The 20905-nt window shown below is 73.7% G+C and carries 16 protein-coding genes; 13 read left to right on the top strand and 3 right to left on the bottom strand.

The features are described from left to right. Positions 1–45 precede the first annotated feature (45 nt). Positions 46–744, bottom strand: coding sequence for a histidine phosphatase family protein (locus tag BCL76_RS05355; protein WP_030757955.1), 699 nt, complete (start codon positions 742–744; stop codon positions 46–48). Beyond that, positions 741–2063: a glutamate-1-semialdehyde 2,1-aminomutase gene (hemL, locus tag BCL76_RS05350; RefSeq protein ID WP_109778407.1), complete on the bottom strand. Its 1323-nt coding sequence runs from the start codon at positions 2061–2063 to the stop codon at positions 741–743. The genes BCL76_RS05355 and hemL overlap by 4 nt, the downstream gene beginning before the upstream one ends. Positions 2064–2196: 133 nt before the next feature. On the opposite strand from hemL, the gene BCL76_RS05345 reads away from it, so the two are divergent. Beyond that, on the top strand, positions 2197–2793 hold the full coding sequence (locus tag BCL76_RS05345) for a hypothetical protein (protein WP_181382448.1): 597 nt from the start codon (positions 2197–2199) through the stop codon (positions 2791–2793). 608 nt (positions 2794–3401) lie between these two features. On the opposite strand, the gene BCL76_RS05335 is transcribed toward BCL76_RS05345, so the two are convergent. Beyond that, positions 3402–4736, bottom strand: a complete 1335-nt coding sequence (locus BCL76_RS05335; RefSeq protein WP_181382447.1) for a COG1470 family protein — start codon at positions 4734–4736, stop codon at positions 3402–3404. Between the two features lie 227 nt (positions 4737–4963). Between BCL76_RS05335 and BCL76_RS05330 the strand changes: the two genes are divergently transcribed. From BCL76_RS05330 to BCL76_RS05280, 12 genes are all read left to right on the top strand, one after another. After that, complete coding sequence (locus BCL76_RS05330; protein ID WP_109778404.1) at positions 4964–5629, top strand: helix-turn-helix transcriptional regulator; 666 nt, start codon at positions 4964–4966, stop codon at positions 5627–5629. Between the two features lie 157 nt (positions 5630–5786). Next, positions 5787–8975 carry a DUF11 domain-containing protein gene (locus BCL76_RS05325; protein WP_109778403.1) on the top strand — a complete coding sequence of 1063 codons (3189 nt, stop codon included), beginning with the start codon at positions 5787–5789 and terminating at the stop codon, positions 8973–8975. After that, positions 8972–9676 carry a DUF4255 domain-containing protein gene (locus BCL76_RS05320; protein ID WP_109778402.1) on the top strand — a complete coding sequence of 235 codons (705 nt, stop codon included), beginning with the start codon at positions 8972–8974 and terminating at the stop codon, positions 9674–9676. Before BCL76_RS05325 ends, BCL76_RS05320 begins: the two co-directional genes overlap by 4 nt. Then, positions 9673–11811 (top strand): ATP-binding protein, encoded by a 2139-nt coding sequence (locus BCL76_RS05315; RefSeq protein WP_109778401.1) that lies wholly within the window; start codon positions 9673–9675, stop codon positions 11809–11811. Before BCL76_RS05320 ends, BCL76_RS05315 begins: the two co-directional genes overlap by 4 nt. 172 nt (positions 11812–11983) lie before the next feature. Then, a complete protein-coding gene (locus tag BCL76_RS05310) occupies positions 11984–13546 on the top strand; it encodes a phage tail sheath family protein (RefSeq protein WP_109778400.1) in 1563 nt (520 codons plus the stop codon). Positions 13547–13587: 41 nt separating this feature from the next. Then, positions 13588–14028: a phage tail protein gene (locus BCL76_RS05305; protein ID WP_030388073.1), complete on the top strand. Its 441-nt coding sequence runs from the start codon at positions 13588–13590 to the stop codon at positions 14026–14028. Beyond that, positions 14025–14522, top strand: coding sequence for a zinc-ribbon domain-containing protein (locus BCL76_RS05300; protein ID WP_030757938.1), 498 nt, complete (start codon positions 14025–14027; stop codon positions 14520–14522). The genes BCL76_RS05305 and BCL76_RS05300 overlap by 4 nt, the downstream gene beginning before the upstream one ends. Then, complete coding sequence (locus BCL76_RS38800) at positions 14519–14677, top strand: DUF6760 family protein (protein ID WP_181382446.1); 159 nt, start codon at positions 14519–14521, stop codon at positions 14675–14677. The genes BCL76_RS05300 and BCL76_RS38800 overlap by 4 nt, the downstream gene beginning before the upstream one ends. Positions 14678–14681: 4 nt before the next feature. Then, the gene (locus BCL76_RS05295; protein ID WP_109778399.1) at positions 14682–17765 is read left to right on the top strand and encodes a hypothetical protein; all 3084 of its coding nucleotides are present in this window, start codon (positions 14682–14684) and stop codon (positions 17763–17765) included. Between the two features lie 35 nt (positions 17766–17800). Continuing rightward, complete coding sequence (locus BCL76_RS05290) at positions 17801–18226, top strand: phage tail protein (RefSeq protein ID WP_030710062.1); 426 nt, start codon at positions 17801–17803, stop codon at positions 18224–18226. A 112-nt stretch (positions 18227–18338) separates the two neighbouring features. Continuing rightward, positions 18339–19064, top strand: a complete 726-nt coding sequence (locus tag BCL76_RS05285) for a CIS tube protein (RefSeq protein ID WP_109778398.1) — start codon at positions 18339–18341, stop codon at positions 19062–19064. Then, positions 19061–20878 (top strand): VgrG-related protein, encoded by a 1818-nt coding sequence (locus BCL76_RS05280; RefSeq protein ID WP_109778397.1) that lies wholly within the window; start codon positions 19061–19063, stop codon positions 20876–20878. The genes BCL76_RS05285 and BCL76_RS05280 overlap by 4 nt, the downstream gene beginning before the upstream one ends. Positions 20879–20905: the final 27 nt, after the last annotated feature.

The following is a 20905-nucleotide window of genomic DNA, read 5'->3' as shown; positions in this document are numbered from 1 at the left end:
CCGGCCGGCCCGACCGGACCGACCGGGCCAGGATCAGGCGCCGGATCAGGCGCCGAACGCCTTGGACGCACCCTTCACCGGCTTGGCCCCGGCCAGCAGATGAGCCGGCACCAGGTCCCGGGCCGGCTCGCTGTACCCCACCGACACCAGCTTGTCGCCCTGGAAGGTGAACGAGGTCATCGAGGCGAGCGTGCACTGCCGGCGCCGCGGGTCGTGCCACAGCCGACGCTTCTCCGCGAAGCTGCGCACGATCCAGATCGGCAGCTGGTGGCTGACCGCCACCGCCTCCCGGCCACGGGCCGCGTCGCGCGCCGCCTCCAGCGCGCTCATCATCCGGACCACCTGCTCCACGTACGGCTCGCCCCACGACGGCTTGAACGGGTTCGTCAGGTGCTTCCAGTTGCCGGGCTTGCGCAGCGCGCCGTCACCGACCCCGAAGGTCTTGCCCTCGAAGACGTTCTCCGCCTCCAGCAGGCGCGCGTCGGTCGCCAGGTCCAGGCCGTGGACCTTGGCGATCGGCTCCGCCGTCTCCTGTGCGCGCTCCAGCGGGGAGGACACCACGTAGGCGATGTCCCGACCCTTTAGGTGGTCCGCGACGCGGTCCGCCATCTGCCGGCCCAGCTCGGAGAGGTGATAGCCGTCACGGCGCCCGTAGAGCACCCCGTCGGGGTTGTGCACCTCGCCGTGGCGCACCAGGTGCACGACGGTCAGGTCGGGGGTGGCGGGCGTGGCGCTGCTGCTCATGCGGTGGCCTCCGCGGCGGCTCGGGCGGCGGCCGGCAGCGCCGCCGCGATGCGCTCGATCGCCTTCTCGTCGTGGGCGGTGGAGACGAACCAGGACTCGAAGGCGGACGGCGGCAGGTAGACACCCTGCGCCAACATCGAGTGGAAGAACCCGTTGAAACGGAAGCTCTCCTGCTTCTTGGCGTCGTCGTAGTTGCGCACCTCGTCCTCGGTGAAGAAGACGGAGAACATGTTGGACGCGGTCTGCAGCCGGTGCGCCACGCCCTCCTTGGTGAGCGCGCCGGTGACCAGGGACTGGATCTCCTTCGAGACCGCGTCGACCTTCTCGTACGCGGCCGCGTCCAGCAGGCGCAGCTGCGCGAGACCGGCGGCGGTCGCGATGGGGTTACCGGAGAGCGTGCCGGCCTGGTAGACGGGACCGGCGGGGGCCAGGTGGCCCATGACGTCGGCGCGGCCGCCGAACGCCGCGGCCGGGAAGCCGCCGCCCATGACCTTGCCGAAGGTCATCAGGTCGGGCTTGACCCCGTCGACGCCGTACCAGCCGGCGCGGGAGGTCCGGAAGCCGGTCATGACCTCGTCGGAGATGTAGAGCGCGCCGTTCTCCCGGCACAGGTCCGCGAGCCCCTGGTTGAAGCCGGCGGCCGGGGTCACCACACCCATGTTGCCGGGCGCGGCCTCGGTGATCACGCAGGCGATCTCGCCGGGGTGCGCGGCGAAGGCCGCCCGGACCGCTTCGAGGTCGTTGTAGGGGAGGACGATCGTGTCGCCGGCCTGCGCGCCCGTCACACCGGGGGTGTCCGGAAGCGCGAAAGTCGCCAAACCGGAACCGGCGGCGGCCAGCAGGGCGTCCACGTGACCGTGGTAGCAGCCGGCGAACTTCACGACCTTGGCGCGACCGGTGAAGCCGCGGGCCAGCCGGATCGCCGACATGGTCGCCTCGGTGCCGGAGGAGACCAGGCGGACCTGCTCCACGGGTTCGATGCGCGCGACGATCTCCTCGGCGAGCGCCACCTCTCCCTCACCGGGCGTACCGAAGGAGGTACCGCGGGCGACGGCCGCCTGGACGGCCTCGATCACCTCGGGGTGCGAATGGCCGAGGATCATCGGCCCCCACGAGCACACGAGGTCGACGTACTCACGACCGTCGGCATCGGTGAGGTACGGACCGGTCCCGGACACCATGAACCGGGGCGTACCGCCCACGGCGCGGAAGGCGCGCACGGGAGAGTTCACGCCGCCGGGGGTCACGAGGGAGGCGCGCTCGAAGAGCGTCTGCGAAACTGGGGCTTCATACGGGTACGGGTAGCTCACACCAGCCATGGTCTCAGAGGCCGCGACAGACTTGCGGACGGGCGTTTCACCGCGTCGCCGCGGGGGAGGTCACTGCCATGATGATCAGGCTGCGTGGCGGGGGCCGCGGGGCCGGGGCGAGCAAGACCAGTCGGGTGGAGATATGCAACGCGGTGGTGGACCGGGCGAGGGAACGGACGGCCTCGATCCGCAGCGCGCCCGCGAGGCCCGCCGCCGGGGCAAGCACCGCCGCGGAACGGAGGCGGCCGACGCCGTCCCCGTGCCCACGTCCTCGTCCGACGACCTGCCCAAAGGCCGCGGTATGGGAGTGACGTACAAGTACTTCGGCGCCCCCGACGGCGCCACGGCGGCCCGGGTCCCGGTCACGATGCGGCCCGAGGAGCTCGGCGGCGACGAGCTCGGCATGGGTGGCCTCTTCACCAAGATCAAGCCGGAGACGGTGGCCGCGATGGTCCTGACCGGCATCGAAGGCATACCCCTGCACAAGGTGCCCCCGCTGGAGCTGGTGGTCCTGCACCCCGACTACGCGGTGGTCAAGCTCCCCATGACCGTGGTCGACCCGCTGCGCGGGATCGGCGAGGAATCGGTGGGCGCGGCGGCCTTCATCTGGTCCACGGTCCCGGACCGCGGCGGCCCCAGCGACGCCTTCAACGTCTACCAGCTGCTCCACGAGTGGCAGGATTTCAGCCACCGCCTCCACGAGGCCGGGCACCAGCCGTACTGCCTCGTCTGGCCCTGACCGCAGCCGGCGGCGCCACGACACCCGCCGCCGGGGCCGGACGTCCCGGATTCAGGGGTGTCTTCCCCCGGGTGTGCCCGTAGGGGCATCTGCGACCCGTAGCGGCATCCCGCACGGTGGATCACAGGGAGCTCGGCCCCACGCCGCCGGCCGACATCGCCGCGTTCCGGGTCGGCGCGGGGTCCGCTTCGCCGGCCGTCATGGAGGCGCTCGCGGCGGCGATGGAGAAGAGAGGGACCCGGAGCGCAGGGAGCAGATCATCCCCTCCGAGAGCCGGGCGGCGGCGGACCCGCGCAGCACCATGACCTACGGGGCCGGGCCGGTAGAACGGGCCGTCGTGGAGATCCAGCGCCTCGAACGAGCGGGTGAAGGTTCCTACGCAGTGATCGGCCCTGAAGGCAGAGGGCAATTCAAGCCATCTTCGACGCTTCGTCAACAGGCTCTGTAAATACCGGCGGTTACCCCGTCCAGGCACTGTCGAAACGAAAGCGTGGGGTGGTGCGGGGAACGTCCGATCGATCCTCAGGAGTACCGATTTCCGGACGCCAGGGCAAAGGTCCTCTTTGCCCTGGCGTCCGACCTGACCGACTATGGCCGTGCTGTACGGGTCACCGGAGGTCGCTGAGCACGCCGCTCACGTTGAGCACCTCGTGACACTCCTGTGCCTGACGGCCGGTGGCCGGCGTGCCGGGCTTCGCACAGGTCACCTGCACGGTCACAGTCTGGCTCTCGGTGATGCTGATGGGGGTGACCCAGTGGTAGTCCTGGTTGCGGAACGTCTCCAGGGCGATCGTCGTGATCTTGCGGTCGCCGAAGTCGAAGGTCACCACCCCCTCGTCGCCCTGGAAGTTCGCGACAACGATGTCCGTGATCCCGAAGGCTTTGCCGGCGGGCACCGTGTAGGTACCGGTCTTCGTCTGCCCACCGGCGGTCTGCAGGTCGATGGTGGCCGAGCTCTGCTGACCTCCGGCCCCGGTGCCGCCGCCTCCGGTACCACCGCCGGTGGCACTTCCCGGGCCGGCGCCCCCCGTACCCGGCTGGGTGGCCTTGCCGCCGCCCGGCTGTTTGCCGTCGCCGGTCACCGGGGTCTGCCCGTTCAGGTCCGCGGTGGGCGCGGGCTTCTTGACGGCCTCGTCGGCGGCTTCCTTGGCCGTACTGCGTACGGCCGGCCGCACCAGCAGGAACCAGGCGAGGAGCAGCGCGAGCAGCGCGGCCAGTACCGCGAGCAGCCACGTCGGGAAGATCGGGATCTGGACGAACTCCACCTCCAGCGGAGCCCGTACGGGGTCCGACTCCGGCCGCTCCCCGAGGTCCTTGCCGTCCTTGCCGTCCTTGCCGCCCGTCGCGTCCGCGCCGCCGTCGCCTGCCGCGGTGCGGACCTCGGCGACGGTGACGGTGAAGGGCCAGGTCACCGGGGACCCGAACCACACCGGCCGACCGGTGCGGACCCGCAGCCCCACCTCCGCCGACTCTCCCGGCTCCAGCTTCAACTCCGCCGGGGTGAAGGCGAACTTGAGCTCCTCCCCCGGCTGGGCGGGCGTGAAGCCCAGCTGTACGGGGCAGTTGCCCTCGTTGCGCACGGCCAGTCGATAGCGTCCGCGCAGCCAGCCGCGGCGCCGTCTGGGAGCGCTCTCCGCACGCAACTCGCGGAACTCCCCGATGTGCACGGTGGTCTCGGGGACCCGTACCGCCTCGGGCTGTTCGGTGGGCAGCACGCGTACGGCGAGCGGGACGTCACCCGCGCGTACCTGTGGTGAACGGGGCGGTGCCAGACGGATCGTCACCGTTTCCGACGTGCCCGGATAGAGCGAGAGCCGCGCCGGTTCCAGCGTGGTCCAGGCAGCGCAGTCGCCGACGACCTCCAGGCGGTACGCCTCGACGATGTCACTGTCGTTGCGGACGGTCAGGGTGGTGGATGCGGTGTCGCCCGGCGTCACGGACACCGGCGGGATGTCGGGGCCGGTCGCGCCAGGGCTTGAAGAGGCTGCTGGGGATATCACACGGCGACGCTATGCCGACGCCCCGGCCACCTCCACGGACACGAGGGCAACGCCCCGGGCAACCCGAATGCCCCTGTGGCCGCTCATCAGTTACGGGTACCCAACCTCTTGTTGATCAACCCTCTCCATCCGTAACCCCACATACGCATCATGGAACAGGTACAACACCAATGGCCCAGCCTGATTACAACGGACCCGACTCCTCATCCGGCGCCGGCGAACGGGTCACCGTGGCCGTGTACGCACCGGACCCGATCCTGCACGTCGGGGTCGTCCACCAGTTGCGCCAGCGCCCCGAGATCGCACTCGTCGACGCCGCCGACGGCGCGCAGGTCTCGCTCGTCGCCGTGGACAGCGTCGACGACGAGACGGCCGCCCTGCTCTACCGGCTGCGGCACGACTCCACCACCCGCACCGGGCTCGTGGTCGGCACCTTCGAATCCGGGGACGCCCTGCAGCGCGCCATCGAATGCGGGGTCACCGCGGTGCTGCGCCGCAGCGAGGCCGATCAGGACCGACTCCTGCGCCTGGTCCTGGCGATAGCCAACGGCGAGGGCGTGCTGCCCGGCGACCTGCTCGCGAAGCTCCTCGACCACGTGGGCAGCCTGCAGCGTTCGACGTTGGACCCGCACGCCGTGTCCCTGTCGACGCTCACCTCGCGCGAGGCGGACATGTTGCGTCTGGTGTCGGAGGGCCTGGACACCGCGGAGATCGCCCGCAAGACCTCGTACTCCGAACGCACCGTCAAGAACGTGCTGCACGAGATCATCACCCGGCTCCACCTGCGCAACCGCACCCACGCGGTCGGCTACGCCCTGCGCAACGGGCTGATCTGACCGTCACCGGCCCGGGCGACCCGCACCCCGCTGCCCGAAAGCGCACCGGGTGCTTCCCCCGGGTGCGGCCCCACGGCCCTGCCGGGCGCACGGACCGGGCCGCACAGTGGCGGGGTCGTACGTGAACACGCTGTACCGGACTGTGAGGTGGACCGTGATGGGCACGGGTGGCTCCGGCAGTCGTCGACGCCGCTGGGGGAGGACCGGCGCACCACTGCTGCTGCTGGTCCCCCTGCTCGCGGTGACGGCGGCCGCCGACCCGGGCGACGCCGAGGCGCGCCCCTTGGCGGCCGACGCCGGTGACGGCCGGGTCGTCTACGCCGGCACGCACCACCGCAGTCTGGGCAAGGTGGCGTCCGGCTCGTCGACCACCCCGCTGTTCGGTGAGGGGCCGGTCCATCTGGACACCCAGCCCGCCGCTCTCGGGGACCAGTTGGTCTTCGCGAGCCGCCGCGACGAGCGGACCCCGCAGGTCTACCTGCGCGCGGCGGACGGCTCGGTGCGCCGCTTGACGAACGGGCTGGACGTGGCGAACCCCCGGCTGACACCGGACGGCCGGGCCGTCGTCTTCGACTCCGCCGGGTCCGCCGGGTCCGGCGCCGCCCCCCAGCGCGACCTGTGGCTGGTGCGCACCGACGGCACCGGCCTCACCCGGCTGACCGACTCCCCCGCGAACGAGGAGCACCCCACGGTCTCGCCCGAGGGCGGACGCCTGGCGTACTCCTCCGACAGCGACCGGGCCGCCGGGCGGCAGGTCTACGTACGTCCTCTGCGGGGCGGCGCCGCGACCCGTGTCACCGACCCCCGCAACGGCACGGCCACCGAGCCGGTGTGGAACCCGGTGGACGACAAGGCGAACCGGGACGTGATCGCCTACACCGCCACGGGCACGGCCGGCCCTCGCCTGAGGTGGACCGACGGGCGGGGCGACGGACCGCTGCTGGCGGGCGACCGGGCGAACTGGCGCACCCACGGGGCAGCGTGGCTGCCCGACGGGAACGGCGTCCTCTTCCTCAGCCCCGATCGCACCTGTAACTGCGAAGGCGACTGGGACCACGTCTTCCAGGTGCCCGCGCACTCCGCGGACACGCCGAAGGTGATCCTCAGCGAGAACCGTGAGGTCGGCCCGCCCACCTGGCTCGGTCCGCTGACAGGCGGTGACGTCGTGGTCGAGCGGATCTCGGCGCTCAAGCCGAACGTGGTGACGCTGCAGGACGCCCGGATGGACGGCTCCGACCCCCGCGACCTCAACCTGCCGATCCTGAAGGAGGATCCGGCGGCCGACACCAACACCGACCCGGCCAAGGACCCGCTGTTCCAGCCGGGCCCCGGCTTCGACCCGTGGACCGAGCGGCAGAACTACACGCCCGACGGGCGCCGTATCGTACTGACCCGTTTCGAGGACGGTCCGGACGGCCGGATCCAACGGATCTGGCTCGCGGACGCCGACGGTACCCACGAGGCGGCCATGCCGCTCGCGGGCCGCGGCCCCAAGGACCGGGACACCGACCCGACGTTCTCCCCCGACGGCCGCCTCCTGGCCTTCACCCGTACCTCGCCCGGTGGCGTCGGCGGTGACACGGGCCTGCCCCGCATCCTGATCGCGGACGCCGCCACGGGCGCGATCCGCGGCGAGATCACCCCGCCCGCCGGCCAGGAGCGCCGCGGCGACGCCCAGCCCACCTGGTCCTCCGACGGCACGACCCTGGCCTTCACCCGCAACCTCGTGATCAACGGCAACGGTGGCAACAAGCACATCTGGACCGTGCCCGTGGACCACCTGGACCGGCAGCGCGACCTGAGCGCCACCCTGTGTCCCGGCGCCTGCGACGTCATCGACGACAGCCCCGCGTTCTCCCCGGACGGCGCCACCATCGCCTTCAACCGCAAGAACGGCGGCGGCCGCGTCGACGAGCGCAGCGGCATCCTGCTCGCCTCCGCGGCCGGCGGCGGCGCCTGCCGGGTCCTGCTGCCCGACGCCGCCCGCGACGTACCGGGCGCCTGCGGCCGGGAACTGCCCGAACCCACGGCGAAGGGACCGTTCCAGCCCCGCGACGCCGCATGGACCGCCGACGGCAAGAGCCTGGTGCTCAGCGCCCGCGGCTCACGCGCCCCCAACAGCCCGGAGAAGCTGAAGCTGGTGGACGTGGCCTCCGGCGACCACAACCTGCTCGTCACGGGCCTGCCGGGCCGTCAGAAGGAGCCCGGGGTCCAGCAGTCGGTGGACCTCGCGGTGCGGGCACCCGAGAAGGCCGCGCCGCTCACCGTCGGCGGTTCCGCCACCGTCCGGGTGGACGTCCTCAACCAGGGTCCGGCGGCCTCCCCCGGTACCCGACTGACCGTCGCGCCCCCGCTCGGCGTGGACGTCACCACGCTCACCGCGCCCGGCGCCACGTGTGACGCGGCGGCGCTGACCTGCGCCCTGGGCGTGCTGCCCCCGGGCACCACCGTCCCGGTGACCGTCACCCTCACCGGCCTCACCCCCGGGGACCAGCCGGTGGACTGGTCGGTCACCGGCACCGTGCTCGACCCCCGCCCCAGCGACAACTCCGGCCGGACCGTGGTGCCGGTGCGCGAAGCCCCCGTACCCCCGAAGCCCACCCCGCCCACCCCCACGCCCACCCCTCCGACGCCGACGCCGGTCCCGCCGACGACCCCGCCCGTGACGCCCACGCCGCGGCCGGAGCCGCCGGCGCCCCCGGCCGGCCCCGGACTGAGCATCACGGCCCAGCCGAACCCCGGCTACGTCGGCGGCCGCGTCGTCGTCACCTACACCGTCCGCAACGGCCGCAACGCCCTGGCCACCGGCCTGCGGCTGCGCATCGGCCTCCCGCAGGGCGTGCCGAACGCCGGGATGCCCCCAGGCTGCACCGCGAACGGGGAATGCACCCTGCCGGACCTGGCGCCCGGCGCCCGGACCGTCCTGCGGGTCGTCCTCAACCCGGACAAGGCACTCACCACCCAGGTGACCGGCGACCTGACCACGACCGGCACGGACGCCGACCCCCGCGACAACACCGCCCGGCAGCAACTGCGCATCCTCCAGCCGCGCATCGTCGCCGTACCGCCGATCGGCAGGCCCGGCTTCGTCACCTCGGTACGCGGCGAGGACTTCCCGCCCGGCGTGCCGGTGCGGTTCACATGGAAGCCGGGCATCACGGCAGCGGCCGCGCCGACCTTCCCCCGGCGCGACGGCACCTTCATCGGCCAGCTGCTGATCGTGGCCAAGGACCGGACGGGCCCGCGGACCATCACGGCGAGCGGCCCCGGCTTCTCGCCCGTCGAGACCGACTTCCTCGTGGTCAACGGCTCGGTGCAGCCGCCCGACGAGGTGACCCGCCGGTGATCCACGAGGTCGACGAGGGGCTGCGCCGGCTGCTGGCGGAGTCCGGCCTGGAGTCGTCGGGCATCGAGGTGGTCTTCGACGCCCCGACCAGTGACTGGGCGGCCCGCCGCAGCGCGCCCACGGTCTGCGTGTTCCTGTACGACATCCGCGAGGACCACACCCGGCGCGGCAGCGGCGCGGGCGAGGTGTACGACGCGGACGGCTTCGTCGTCGCGCGCCGCACCCCGCCGCGCTGGTTCGAGCTGACGTACCTGGTCAGCGCGTGGGCCGGCCGCCCGCAGGACGAGCACCGACTCCTCTCCCAGGTGCTCTCCTGCCTGGTGAACACCGACACGCTGCCTCCGCGCATGCTCACCGGCACGCTCGCCGAACTGGGCCTGCTCGTGGACGTGGACGCGGGCGGCACCGGTATGGACGCACCGGCCGCCTCGGACGTGTGGTCGGCGCTCGGCGGCGAGCTGAAGCCCTCCCTCGGGCTGCGCGTGAAGGCACCACTGGCCGGCATCAGCACGATCACCGCCCCGCCCGTCACCGAGGGACTCGTCGTGAACTCCGTACCGCAGGCCGCACCGGACACGGCCGACGGCCCGCGCCGGCTGCGCTACACGGAACTGGTCGAACCGGGCCCGGAGGGCTTCGGCGGATCCCGGGAACGGCCGGGCGCACCCGCACGCCGCCGACGGGGGGAACGACAGCCATGACCGACACCGCCACGCCGCCGGCCGCACCCGCGGCCCCGGCCCCGGCCCCGGCCCCGGCCCCGGCCCCGGCCCCGGCCCCGGCCGACACCCTCCCGTACCTGTGGACACGGCTGCGGCTCGTCGAGGAGCGGGTGCGACTGGCCGTGGAGCTCCGGCGGTCCGTCGACCCCGACCCGGACGACCCCTACCGGGGCCAGTACCTCACCCCCGAGGCGATCGCCCGCATCCTGGACGCCCCGCCCGGCGGCTCCGACCTGCCCGCGCTCACCCCGGCCGCACCGCCGCCCGGCTCGCCGCTCGACGTCCTCGCCACACGCTTCGCGCTGGAACCCCTCGACCTGGACCTGCTCCTGGTGACCATCGCGCCGGACCTGGACGCCCGCTTCGAGCGGCTGTACGGCTACCTCAACGACGACCTGACGCGCCGCCGGCCCACCGTCGGCCTCGCCCTCGAACTGTGCGGCCGCACCGGGTCGGCAGCCGCACGGATGCGGCTCTCCCCCACCGCACCGCTCCTCGCGGGCGGCCTGCTGGAGGTCACCGAACCGGAACGGCCGCCCCTGTCACGGGTCCTGGTCGTCCCGGACCGGGTCACCGCCCACCTGCTGGGCGACACCTCTCCCGACCCGCGACTGGCCGAGGTCCTCGGCCGGCCCCACGACGACCCGGCCGTCGACCCGGACGAGCTGCGGCGGGCCGTCGCCGCGGCCGGCAGCGGCACCCGCCACGTCCACCTGCGGTCACGCGGCGGCGACCCGGAGGGCCTGGCCACCGCCGCGCTGCACGCGTACGGGCCCCGACCCCTGGCCTTGGACCCTGCCGCACTCGCCCTGCCCGCCCGCTCCGTGCCCGAACTCGCCCGCACCACCGCCCGCGAGGCACGCCTGACCGGCGCCGGGGTCCTGCTGGGACCGCTGGAGGAGCTGCCCGACAAGCCCGACGAACGGGCCCGCGTCCTGCGGACCCTGTGCACCACGCTGTACGGAATCCCCCTGTTCACCTACGGCACGAGCGGTTGGGAACCCGCCTGGGCGGCCGACACCCCCGTCACCGTGGAGGTGGCCGCGGCCACCCCCGAGCGGCACGCCACCCGCTGGCGGCACGCGCTGGAAGGAGCCGCCGTCGAACCCGGCGCGGACGCGGACGCCCCCGCGCTCGCCCGGTCCGTGTCCGCGCACCGCCTCGACGCCGGACAGCTGCGCCGCGCCGCCGACACGGCGATGCGCACCGCCGCGCTCGACGGCCGCCCCCTGGCCGCCGACGACCTGCGTACCGCCGTACGGGCCCAGAACGGCGCGGGCCTCGCCCGCCTCGCCCGCCGGGTGGAGCCGGCCGTGGGCTGGGACGACCTCGTGCTGCCCGCCCCCACCCACCGCCGGCTGCGTGAACTCGCCGTGCGCGCCCGCCACCGCGACCAGGTGCTCGGGCAGTGGGGCATGCGACCCGGCGGCGGGCGCGGGCGCGGGGTGATCGCCCTGTTCGCCGGGTCCTCCGGCACCGGGAAGACCATGTCCGCCGAGGTGGTGGCGGCCGATCTGGGCATGGACCTGTACGTGGTGGACCTGTCCACGGTCGTCGACAAGTACGTCGGCGAGACCGAGAAGAACCTGGAGCGGATCTTCACCGAGGCGTCGGCCGTCAACGCGGTACTGCTGTTCGACGAGGCCGACGCGATCTTCGGCAAGCGCTCCGAGGTGAAGGACGCCCACGACAAGCACGCCAACATGGAGTCGGCCTACCTGCTCCAGCGGATGGAGTCCTTCGACGGCATCGCCGTCCTCACCACCAACCTGCGGGCCAATCTCGACGAGGCGTTCACCCGCCGGCTCGACGTGGTCGCGGACTTCCCGGTGCCCGACGCCACCCAGCGCCTGGCCCTGTGGGAGCGGTGCCTGGGCGTGCGCCTGCCCCGGGCCGCCGACCTCGACCTCGGTTTCTGCGCGGACCGGTTCGAACTGGCCGGAGGCTCGATCCGATCCTGCGCGGTGACGGCCGCCTACTTCGCGGCCGCCTCGGGTGAACCGCTGACCATGGCCCAGGTGGTGACGGCAGTCGTCCAGGAGTACCGCAAGCTCGGCCGCCTCGTCCTGGAGAGCGAGTTCGGGCCGTACCTGGGCCAGGTCACCGAGGTGTGAGACGGCGCCGCGACCCACGGGCGCGGCGCGGTGCCTGGCCGGTCCGGCACAAACGACCGGGAGGGCAGCGCACTTGCCCCCGCCCAGGTCCGAACGCCCTTGTCCCTGGCCACGGCCCCCGGAAAGGCTGTGGTCAGACCTATTTGCGCAGCTGTGACCAGAAGGAGCGAGCATGCCGACGTACCTCACCCCGGGCGTGTACGTGGAGGAGGTGCAGTCCGGTGCTCGCCCGATCGAAGGGGTCGGCACCGCGGTCGCCGCGTTCGTGGGGTTCGCCCAGAGCGGCCCGTTCCACGAGCCGACGCTGGTCACCAGCTGGGACCAGTACTCCCAGCACTTCGGCGGCTTCACCGAGGGCACCTACCTGCCCCACGCCGTCTACGGGTACTTCGCCAACGGCGGTGGCGCCGCCTACGTCGTGCGCGTCGGCGGACCGGCCCCGGACGCCTCCGCACCGGCCGCCGCCCCCGGCACGGCCCCCCGGCCCCGCGCCGCGGAGCCCGTCGAGCTGGGCGGCTTCCTGATCGCGGCCCGGCCGGGCGTCACCGGAGTCTCCGTGGAGATCGCCGACGCGGACGGCGAGAACCCGCCCGAGGACCGGTTCAAAATCCTGGTCCGTCAGGGCGAGCAGGTGGCCGAGACCTACGAGGTGTCCGCCCGCAAGAACGTCAAGGGCTACCTCGTCACCCAGGCCCGCGCCTCGAAACTCATCGAGGTCACCGAGCAGCGCGGCGCGACCCAGACCCGGCCCGCCGGGCAGACCGTCGCCGTGCCCGACGCCTCGGCCACGACGCCCGCCGCGACCGCCGGTGGCGGCGTGGCCCGGCTCGACCCGGCCGAGTACGTCGGCGACTCCGCCGCCCGCACCGGATTCGCCGGCCTGGAGACCATCGACGAGATCACCATGGTCGCGGTGCCGGACCTGATGAGCGCCTACCAGCGCGGCGACATCGACTCCGAGGGCGTACGCACCGTACAGCTCGCGGTGATCTCGCACTGCGAGCAGATGGGCGACCGGGTGGCCGTCCTGGACACCCCGCCCGGGCTCTCCGCGCAGCAGGTCCGCACCTGGCGCAACGACGAGGCGGGCTACGACTCCCGGTACGCCACCCTCTACTACCCGTGGGTGCGGGTCTTCGACCCGGCCGCCGGCCGCAACACCACCGTCCCGCCGAGCGGGCACGTCGCCGGTGTGTGGGCGCGCAGCGACGCCGAGCGCGGTGTGCACAAGGCCCCCGCCAACGAGGTGATCCGCGGCGCGGTGGACCTGGAACTGCGCCTGAGCAAGGGCGAGCAGGACCTGCTCAACCCGATCGGCGTGAACTGCGTACGGGCCTTCCCCGGCCGGGGCATCCGCATCTGGGGCGCCCGCACCCTCTCCTCCGACCCGGCCTGGCGCTACCTGAACGTGCGCCGCCTCTTCAACTACCTGGAGGAATCCATCCTCCTGGGCACCCAGTGGGTCGTCTTCGAGCCGAACGACGACCGGCTCTGGTCGAGCATCCGGCGCAACGTCACCGCGTTCCTCACCGAGGAATGGCGCCGCGGCGCACTGTTCGGCCGCACGGCGGCGGAGGCGTTCTACGTCAAGTGCGACCGGGACAACAACCCGCAGGAATCGATCGACCAGGGCCGCGTGGTCTGCGAGATCGGTGTGTCGCCCGTCAAGCCCGCCGAGTTCGTCGTGTTCCGGCTGGCCCAGTTCTCCGACAGCACCAGCCTCGTCGACGAGTGACCCTCCGGGGCAGCAGCACCAAGGAAAGGTGAAGGACAGTCATGGCAGAGGGCGATGCTCTTTCCACCCATATCTTCGGCGTACAGCTCGGCGGCTACCTGGTCGAATCGATCCAGGAGATCAGCGGTCTGACCGTCGAGGAAGAGGTCGTCGAGGTCCGCCAGGTCAGCGCGGAGGGCAAGCAGATCATCCGCAAGCAGCCCGGCGCGCGCCAGGCGGGCGAGGTCACGATCACCCGGGGACTCGACAAGAGCAGCGAGTTCACCAAGTGGATCAAGGAGACCCTGAACAACGGCGCCGTCGACACCGCTCGACAGAACCTCACCATCGAGATCAAGGACTCCACGGGCGCGACCGTCCGCCGCATCCAGCTGATGCAGGGCTGGGCCTCCAAGTGGGAGGGCCCCTCCCTCAAGGCCGGCGAATCCGCCGCGGCCACCGAGTCCGTGACCATCGTGTTCGAGGAGATCATCGTCGAATGAGGCGCCGTACGGTGACGGCGGGCAACCTGGAGGAGATCCTCCAGGCCACGGCGCCCGCCCAGGCTCCGGAGCAGGCGGCGGCACCCCCGGCCGCCGCCGCTCCGGCCCCTCGCGAGGACCACGGGCTGCGGACGGAGTTCGAGTTCGAGCTGCCGCGCGGGTACGTCGACGAAGCGGGCACGGTGCACCGGCACGGCTCGATGCGCCTGGCCACCGCCCGCGACGAACTGCGCCCCCAGATCGACCTCCGGGTGAAGGAGAACCCGGCGTACCTGAGCGTGGTGCTGCTCAGCCAGGTGATCACCCGGCTCGGCACCGTCACCGACGTGCACGCCGGGATCGTGGAACGGATGTACGCGACCGACGTCGCGTTCCTCCAGGACTTCTACCGGCGCGTGAACAGCGAGGGACACACCCGCGCGGCGGTCACCTGCCCGCACTGCGAGGGCGGTTTCGAGGTCGACCTCTCCGGTGGGCGCCTGGGGGAATCGTGACGTACGCCCTCCCCCGGCTCAGGGAGGAGATCGCGTACATCGCCTACCACTTCCACTGGCGGCGCGAGGAGATCCTCGACCTGACCCACGGCGAGCGTCAGGAGTGGGTCACCGAGATAGCTCGTATCAACACCCGTGTGAACGAAGGCGGTTGAGCAGATGGCATGGCGTGACAGGCTGCGTCGGCGCGCCGCCGTGCCGGAGACCGCAGCCTCGGCGCCGATCGGTGCCCCGGCCTCGCCCCCGTCCGGTGCGCCGGGCGGGGCACCGGCCGCGTCCGTGCCCGGCGACTGGGACGGTGGCTGGCGCATGACGGGGCCGCCCGCGCTGACCGTGTCCCGCGCGGCCATGGGCGTCAGCGACGGGCTCGCCTTCCGCTCCGGCCTGGCCGCCTGGCGCGACCCGTCGTTCGACACCGGGCTCGCGCACGCGCTGCTGCCGTCCGCCCCGACCGGACTCGTACGCGGGGTCACCCGCCCCGCCGGCCCGCGCAGCGCCGCCGGCGGCGGACCGCTGCTGCTGCGCGCACTGCCCGTCGAGCCCGGCGCGGAGCCGCAGCAGCCGTCGGCCGCGCGGCACGCCACCCCGCCCACCCCGTCGCGGCCGAGCACGACGACGTCCGGGCCGGGCGACACCACCCCGGGCCCGGTCATCTCCCGCGCCCCCGCCCGGAGCGCCGCGGGCACCGCGCCGTCGGGCAGGCCGGCTGCCGTGGCACCGTCGCGCGGCGGCGACCCCGTACGGGCCGGGGCCCGGGCCAAGGGCTCCGGCGGATCCGGATCCGGGTCCGGTGCAGGGGGCCGCGCTTCCACCCACTCCGCAGCCGTCCTCGGGGCGTCCGCGCCCGTGCCCGCCGTGCAGCGGGCCGCGGTGGCCTCCGCCGAGCCCGGCCCCGCGGCGGCGCCCGCGCGGTTGCCGGTGGTCCGCCGCGTCGCGGTGGTCCCCGGAACATCCGCCGAAGCCGTGTCCCGCCCGCCCGTACCGGCGACTTCGGGCGCCCGGCCCGGTCGTGCGGGCGAGGTGGCCCCCGCCGTGGTCCGGCCGCGCCCCGTCGGACGGCCGCTCACCACCGCCCGGGTCGTCCCTGCCACGCCCCGGCGCCGCGTTGCCGCCGTACGGCCCTCGGCCGGGCCGGACACGCCCGTGCAGCGTGCGCAGACCCGCGCGCCGCTCGGCACCCCGCACACCGGGCCGACACCGACCGCCACACCGTCGAGCCCCACCGAGCCGGCCCCCACCCCTGCCATGCCCACCGTCCAGCGCCAAGCGGCACCGGCACCGGCACCGGCACCGGCACAGCAGGCCCCCACCCCTGCCCTGCCGACCGTCCGACGCCGGGCGGAACCGGCACCGGAGGCGTCCACGCAGCAGGTGCCGACCCGCGCACCGCTCGGGGCGCCCCCCGCCACCCCCTCGAACCCCACCACCGCCGCCGCCCCGACCCCGGCCCTGCCCACCGTCCAGCGCCGGACGGAACCCACGGCCACCGGCCCGACGCCGGAGACGCCCACGCAGCGGGTACCGACCCGCGCACCCCTCGGCGTCCCGCTCACCGAACTCCCGCCCACCGCAACACCGTCGAGCCCCACCGCAGCGACCTCGCCCCCGGCCATGCCCACGGTGCAACGCAGGACGGAACCCGCAGCCACCGGCCCGACACCCGAGGCGCCCACCGTGCAACGCAGGACGGAACCGGCAGCCACCGCCCCGGCACCGACCCAGCCCACTGTCCAGCGCCGGACGGAACCCACGGCCACCGGCGCGGCGCCGGAGACGCCCACCCAGCGGATACACACCCGCGCACCCCTCGGCGCACCTCTCACCGAACTCCCGCCCACCGCAACACCGTCGAGCCCCACCGAGCCGGCCCCCACCCCGGCCATGCCCACCGTCCAGCGCCGGACGGACCCCGCGGCCACCACCCCCGCGCCGACCCAGCCCACCCTCCAGCGCCGGGCAGAACCCGCGGCCACCGGCCCGACACCCGAGGCGCCCACCCAGCGGATGCACACCCGCGCACCCCTCGGCGCACCCCTCACCGAACTCCCGCCCACCGCAACACCGTCGAGCCCCACCGAGCCGGCCCCCACCCCTGCCATGCCCACCGTCCAGCTCCGAACAGACCCCGCAGCCACCGGCCCGACGGCCGAGGCTCCCACGCAGCGGGTACGGACCCGCGCGGCGCTCGGGGCGCCCCTCACCGAACTCCCGCCCACAGCTGGGCGTGCGAAACCCACCAGCCCCGCCCCGACACCGGCCATGCCCACCGTGCAGCGTCTGGCGGAACCCGCGGCGAGCGGCCCGGGCGAGCGGTCCGGGCCGCGCCTGCGCAGTGGCCTCGGGGCGCCGCTGCCCTCGATGCCGCCGAGTGCCGCCGTGCCCGCATCCGCATCCGCATCCCCCGCGCCGCGGGTCCACGCGCCACTGCTGGGCGCGGGCGGCGCGCAGCACCGTACCGGCGCTGCGCCTGTCCAGCGGGCCACCGCCACCGCTACTGCCGGCCCCGCCCCGCAACGCTCCGGCCCGGTCCCGCTCGTGGCCGCCCGCGCCGCCCGCGCCGTCGGCGAGACGCCCGCACCCCCCGCAGCCGCGTCCCGGTCCCTCCAGCTCCTGGCGGCACGGCCCCTGACGCTCGGGACCCGTGACGTGGCGGGCATGGGCGGCGCCCCGGCCGCCGCCCCCCTCCCGGCGGCCCGCCCCGTGGTCCCGGCGCGCTGGTCCGCTCCGTCCACCGCACCGCAGCAGATCCAGCGAGCCACGGCCGTGACGCGCACCCAGGCCCCCGTGCCCTCGCGCCCCGTGCGCCCCGTGCGCCCGGCACCCTCGGCCCGCGTCACGGCCGTCCCGCTGCCCGTGACCGGCCCGTACACACCACCGCTCGTGGTCCAGCCGGCCCCCGCCGCTCCGGCGGCGGGGTCCGTGCCCGTCGTACGGCCCAGGGCGAGGCCGACGGAACCCGCCGTCGCCCCGGGCGCGCCGGCCCCCGCCCCCGCGCCGCCGCCGAGCGGCCCGCCTCCGGTGCAGCGTGAGAAGGGCGGCGCCCGGACCGGCCCCGCCCCGACCGGCCCCGACCGGACCACGGCCGGCCGGCCGGCCGGTGCGCGCGAGGTGCCGCCGCAAGGCGGCGACCTCGACATGGACGACCTGGCTCGGCGCCTGCTCGAACCGGTCTCCCGCCTGCTGCGCACCGAGTTGCGGCGCGGCCGGGAACGCGCGGGTCGGCCCTTCGACGGCCGCCGCTGAGAAACGCGTACGAACGAGAAACGGACGACGGACCGATGACGGACAACATCTTCGCCACCAGCGTGTTCTTCCGGCTGGCCATCGGCGGAAACGACCTGGGCGCCTTCCACACCTGCTCCGGCATGGGCGCCGAGGTCGAGATGGAGAGCTACGCCGAGGGCGGCAACAACGGCTTCACCTGGCAGCTTCCGGGCCGCGTGACCTGGTCGAACATCACCCTCACCCGGCCCGTCACCGCGGACACGGCCAAGATCGGCCGCTGGCTGGACGAGACGCTGCGGCGGGTCGAGCCCAAGGACGGGGAGATCGTGGCGCTACGACCCGATCTGAGCCGGATCATCAGCTGGCAGGTGTTCGGGATCGTCCCGGTCCGGTGGCAGGGGCCGTCCTTCGACCCCGCCAACTCGGCGGCCGCGGTGGAGACGTTGGAGATCGCCCACCAGGGGCTGCTGCCCTCCTGACCGCCCGACGCCCGGCCCGCGTCCGCCTCCGCCCACGCATCCGGATCCGGATCCACCGCCCCCTACGCCACCGCACCCCACCCCCGCTCCCGCTCCCGAAGGGAACCACGCCATGGCCTCATCGGCACGAGCCAGCCGCGCCCGGGCCCAGCTCACCCTCAAGGAGCCCCCGGCCTCCATCGGCGCCAAGCCGGGTGGGGTGCTCGCGAAGCTCGACCTCCAGTTCAACCCGTCGACCCTGCAGTTGGGCAAGACCACCGAGTGGCGGCGCTCCCCGTCCCGGATGGCCGGGCAGTCGGCGCTGCCCGAATTCGTCGGCAGCGGTCCACGGACGCTGAGCCTGGAGGTGTTCCTGGACGCGACCGCCACCCACGACAACTCGGTGGAGCAGGCCGTGGAGAAGCTGATGAAGGCGTGCGTGCCGACCCCGGCCAGCCTCGGCCGCAAGAAGCCGGCGAGCCCCTGGGTGCGGTTCGAGTGGGGCAGCGCGCGGACGACGTCCTTCGACGGGGTCCTGTCGAACCTGTCGGTGTCGTACACGCTCTTCGACGTGGACGGGAAGCCGCTACGGGCGACCTGCTCGCTGTCCATCGAGGAGGCCAGCGTCGACCCGCCCGGCCAGAACCCGACCTCCGGCTCCCGCACCGCCCGCAGCACGCACACCGTCGTGGCGGGCGACAGCCTGGCCATGCTCGCCTGGCGCGAGTACGGCGACGCGACGGCCTGGCGGGGCATCGCGGAGGCCAACGGCATCGACGACCCGATGGCGCTCGTGCCCGGCAGCGAGATCGTGGTTCCCGGTACGCGGGACCAGCACGGCGAGGAGGAGCAGCGGTGAGCGGGTCCGAGCCCGGGGGCCGGTCGTTCGCGGCCGACCCGATCGTGGAAGCCCCGGGCGAACTGCCGCAGATCTGGGCGGCGCAACTGGTCAGCTGCGTGGTGGACGAGAACGTGGGCCTGCCGGACACGGCCGTGCTCACCTACCGCGACCCCGACCACGAGTTCCTGCGCGCCACCGGCATCACCATCGGCAGCCCGCTGAGGGTGTCGGTGGCCACCGTGAAGGGGCAGGCACGGGAGCGGCTGTTCAACGGTGAGGTCACGGCCCTGGAGATCGACCGGGACCGCACCGGATCGTTCACCGTCGTCCGCGCCTACTCCAAGGCGCACCGCCTCCAGCGCGGCCGCAAGGTCGTGGCGTACCGGAACATGACGGCCGCCGCCATCGTCCGCAAGGTGGCCGCCGGAGCGGGCCTCGCCGTCGGGAAGGTGGAGGCGGCGCCGGTGACGTACAAGCAGCTGTCCCAGGCGAACGTCTCCGACTGGGACTTCCTGCAGTACCTCGCGGGCGAGAGCGGCGCGCAGGTGCGCGTCGACGACAAGGGACTGCTCCAGTTCACCCGTCCCGTGAAGGCGTCCGGGGCACCCTCCCCGTCGACGTCGGCCGTACGCGATCCGATGGTCCTGGAGTACGGGAGGAACCTGCTGGCCCTGCGCGCCGCGCTGTCGGCCGCCGACGGCTCCTCGACCGTGCAGGTCCGCGGCTGGGACGTGACCACCAAGCGGCCCTTGGTCGCCGAGCAGCCGTCGGTGGTGAGCGACACGGTGGTACCGGGCCTCGGCCCCCAGGTCGCCGCGCGCTTCGGCAGGTCGACGACGGCCGTCACCGACACTCCGTACCGTACGCAGGCCGAGACCACGGCGGTCGCGAAGGCGGCGGCGGACCGGACCAGCTCCGCTTTCGGCGAGTTGGAGGCGGTGGCCGAGGGCAACCCGTTGCTGCGGGCGGGCAAGGCCGTCGCGCTCGGCAACGTGGGGCAGGCCTTCTCCGGCCGGTACACGGCGACGGCGGTGCAGCACGTCCTGGAGCCGCACGGCGGCTACCGCACCACCGTGTGGGTCAGCTCCAGCCCGGACCGTTCCCTGGCCGGCCTGGTGACCGGCGCCAACGCGCCGGGACGCGGCCCGCGCATCCCGGGACTCGCGATCGGCGTGGTGACGGACGTACGCGAGCCGAACGGCTCCCAACGCGGTGCGGTCCGCCTGAAGTTCCCCTGGTTGGACGACACCTACGTCAGCGACTGGGTGCGCACCGTCCAGTGGGGCGGCAAGGGCGGCGGCGGTGTGGTGAGCCCCGAGGTCAACGACGAGGTGCTCGTCGGGTTCGAGCAGGGACTGCTCGACAGCCCGTACGTCATCGGCGGGCTCTACAACGGCGTGGACCAGCCCTCCCCGCACGACGTGCCACTGATCGACAAGACCAGCGGAAAGGTCAACCGCCGCTCGGTGGTGTCGCGTTCGGGCCACCGTGTGGAACTGCTGGACGCGCCGGCGCCGGGACCCTCCGGGCTGCGGCTGGTGACCGGCGACGAGCGGCTGGAAGTACGCATGGACGACCGCCGCGACCGCATCGCACTCACCGTGTACGCCGGGCGGGGCCGCCCGCTGACCTCGGTCCTGCTGGACAAGAACGGCATCACGCTGGACGCCCGGCAGGGCACCGTGAAGGTGTCCGGCCGCCAGGTCGACATCGACGGCACCGCCGGGGTGAGCATCGCCGGCCGCACGGTGAAGGTGTCCGGAACGGCGGACGTCACCGTCAACGGCGGCCTGCTCGCCACCCTCAAGGCCCGGCTCATCCGCATCAACTGAGCCCCGACCGACCCGCTTGGACCACGA

It is taken from the genome of Streptomyces sp. CG 926, from assembly GCF_003148825.1.
Taxonomy (GTDB): Bacteria; Actinomycetota; Actinomycetes; order Streptomycetales; family Streptomycetaceae; genus Streptomyces.
Note: the sequence above shows the minus strand (reverse complement) of the source record. Positions and strands in the feature narration are given on the sequence as shown.

Bases quoted from the DNA above. Each gene is read 5' to 3' on its own strand.
- BCL76_RS05355 (WP_030757955.1), bottom strand. From the start codon at position 744: ATGAGCAGCAGCGCCACGCCCGCCACCCCCGACCTGACCGTCGTGCAC.
- hemL (WP_109778407.1), bottom strand. From the start codon at position 2,063: ATGGCTGGTGTGAGCTACCCGTACCCGTATGAAGCCCCAGTTTCGCAG.
- BCL76_RS05345 (WP_181382448.1), top strand. From the start codon at position 2,197: ATGCAACGCGGTGGTGGACCGGGCGAGGGAACGGACGGCCTCGATCCG.
- BCL76_RS05330 (WP_109778404.1), top strand. From the start codon at position 4,964: ATGGCCCAGCCTGATTACAACGGACCCGACTCCTCATCCGGCGCCGGC.
- BCL76_RS05325 (WP_109778403.1), top strand. From the start codon at position 5,787: ATGGGCACGGGTGGCTCCGGCAGTCGTCGACGCCGCTGGGGGAGGACC.
- BCL76_RS05315 (WP_109778401.1), top strand. From the start codon at position 9,673: ATGACCGACACCGCCACGCCGCCGGCCGCACCCGCGGCCCCGGCCCCG.
- BCL76_RS05310 (WP_109778400.1), top strand. From the start codon at position 11,984: ATGCCGACGTACCTCACCCCGGGCGTGTACGTGGAGGAGGTGCAGTCC.
- BCL76_RS05305 (WP_030388073.1), top strand. From the start codon at position 13,588: ATGGCAGAGGGCGATGCTCTTTCCACCCATATCTTCGGCGTACAGCTC.
- BCL76_RS05300 (WP_030757938.1), top strand. From the start codon at position 14,025: ATGAGGCGCCGTACGGTGACGGCGGGCAACCTGGAGGAGATCCTCCAG.
- BCL76_RS05295 (WP_109778399.1), top strand. From the start codon at position 14,682: ATGGCATGGCGTGACAGGCTGCGTCGGCGCGCCGCCGTGCCGGAGACC.
- BCL76_RS05290 (WP_030710062.1), top strand. From the start codon at position 17,801: ATGACGGACAACATCTTCGCCACCAGCGTGTTCTTCCGGCTGGCCATC.
- BCL76_RS05285 (WP_109778398.1), top strand. From the start codon at position 18,339: ATGGCCTCATCGGCACGAGCCAGCCGCGCCCGGGCCCAGCTCACCCTC.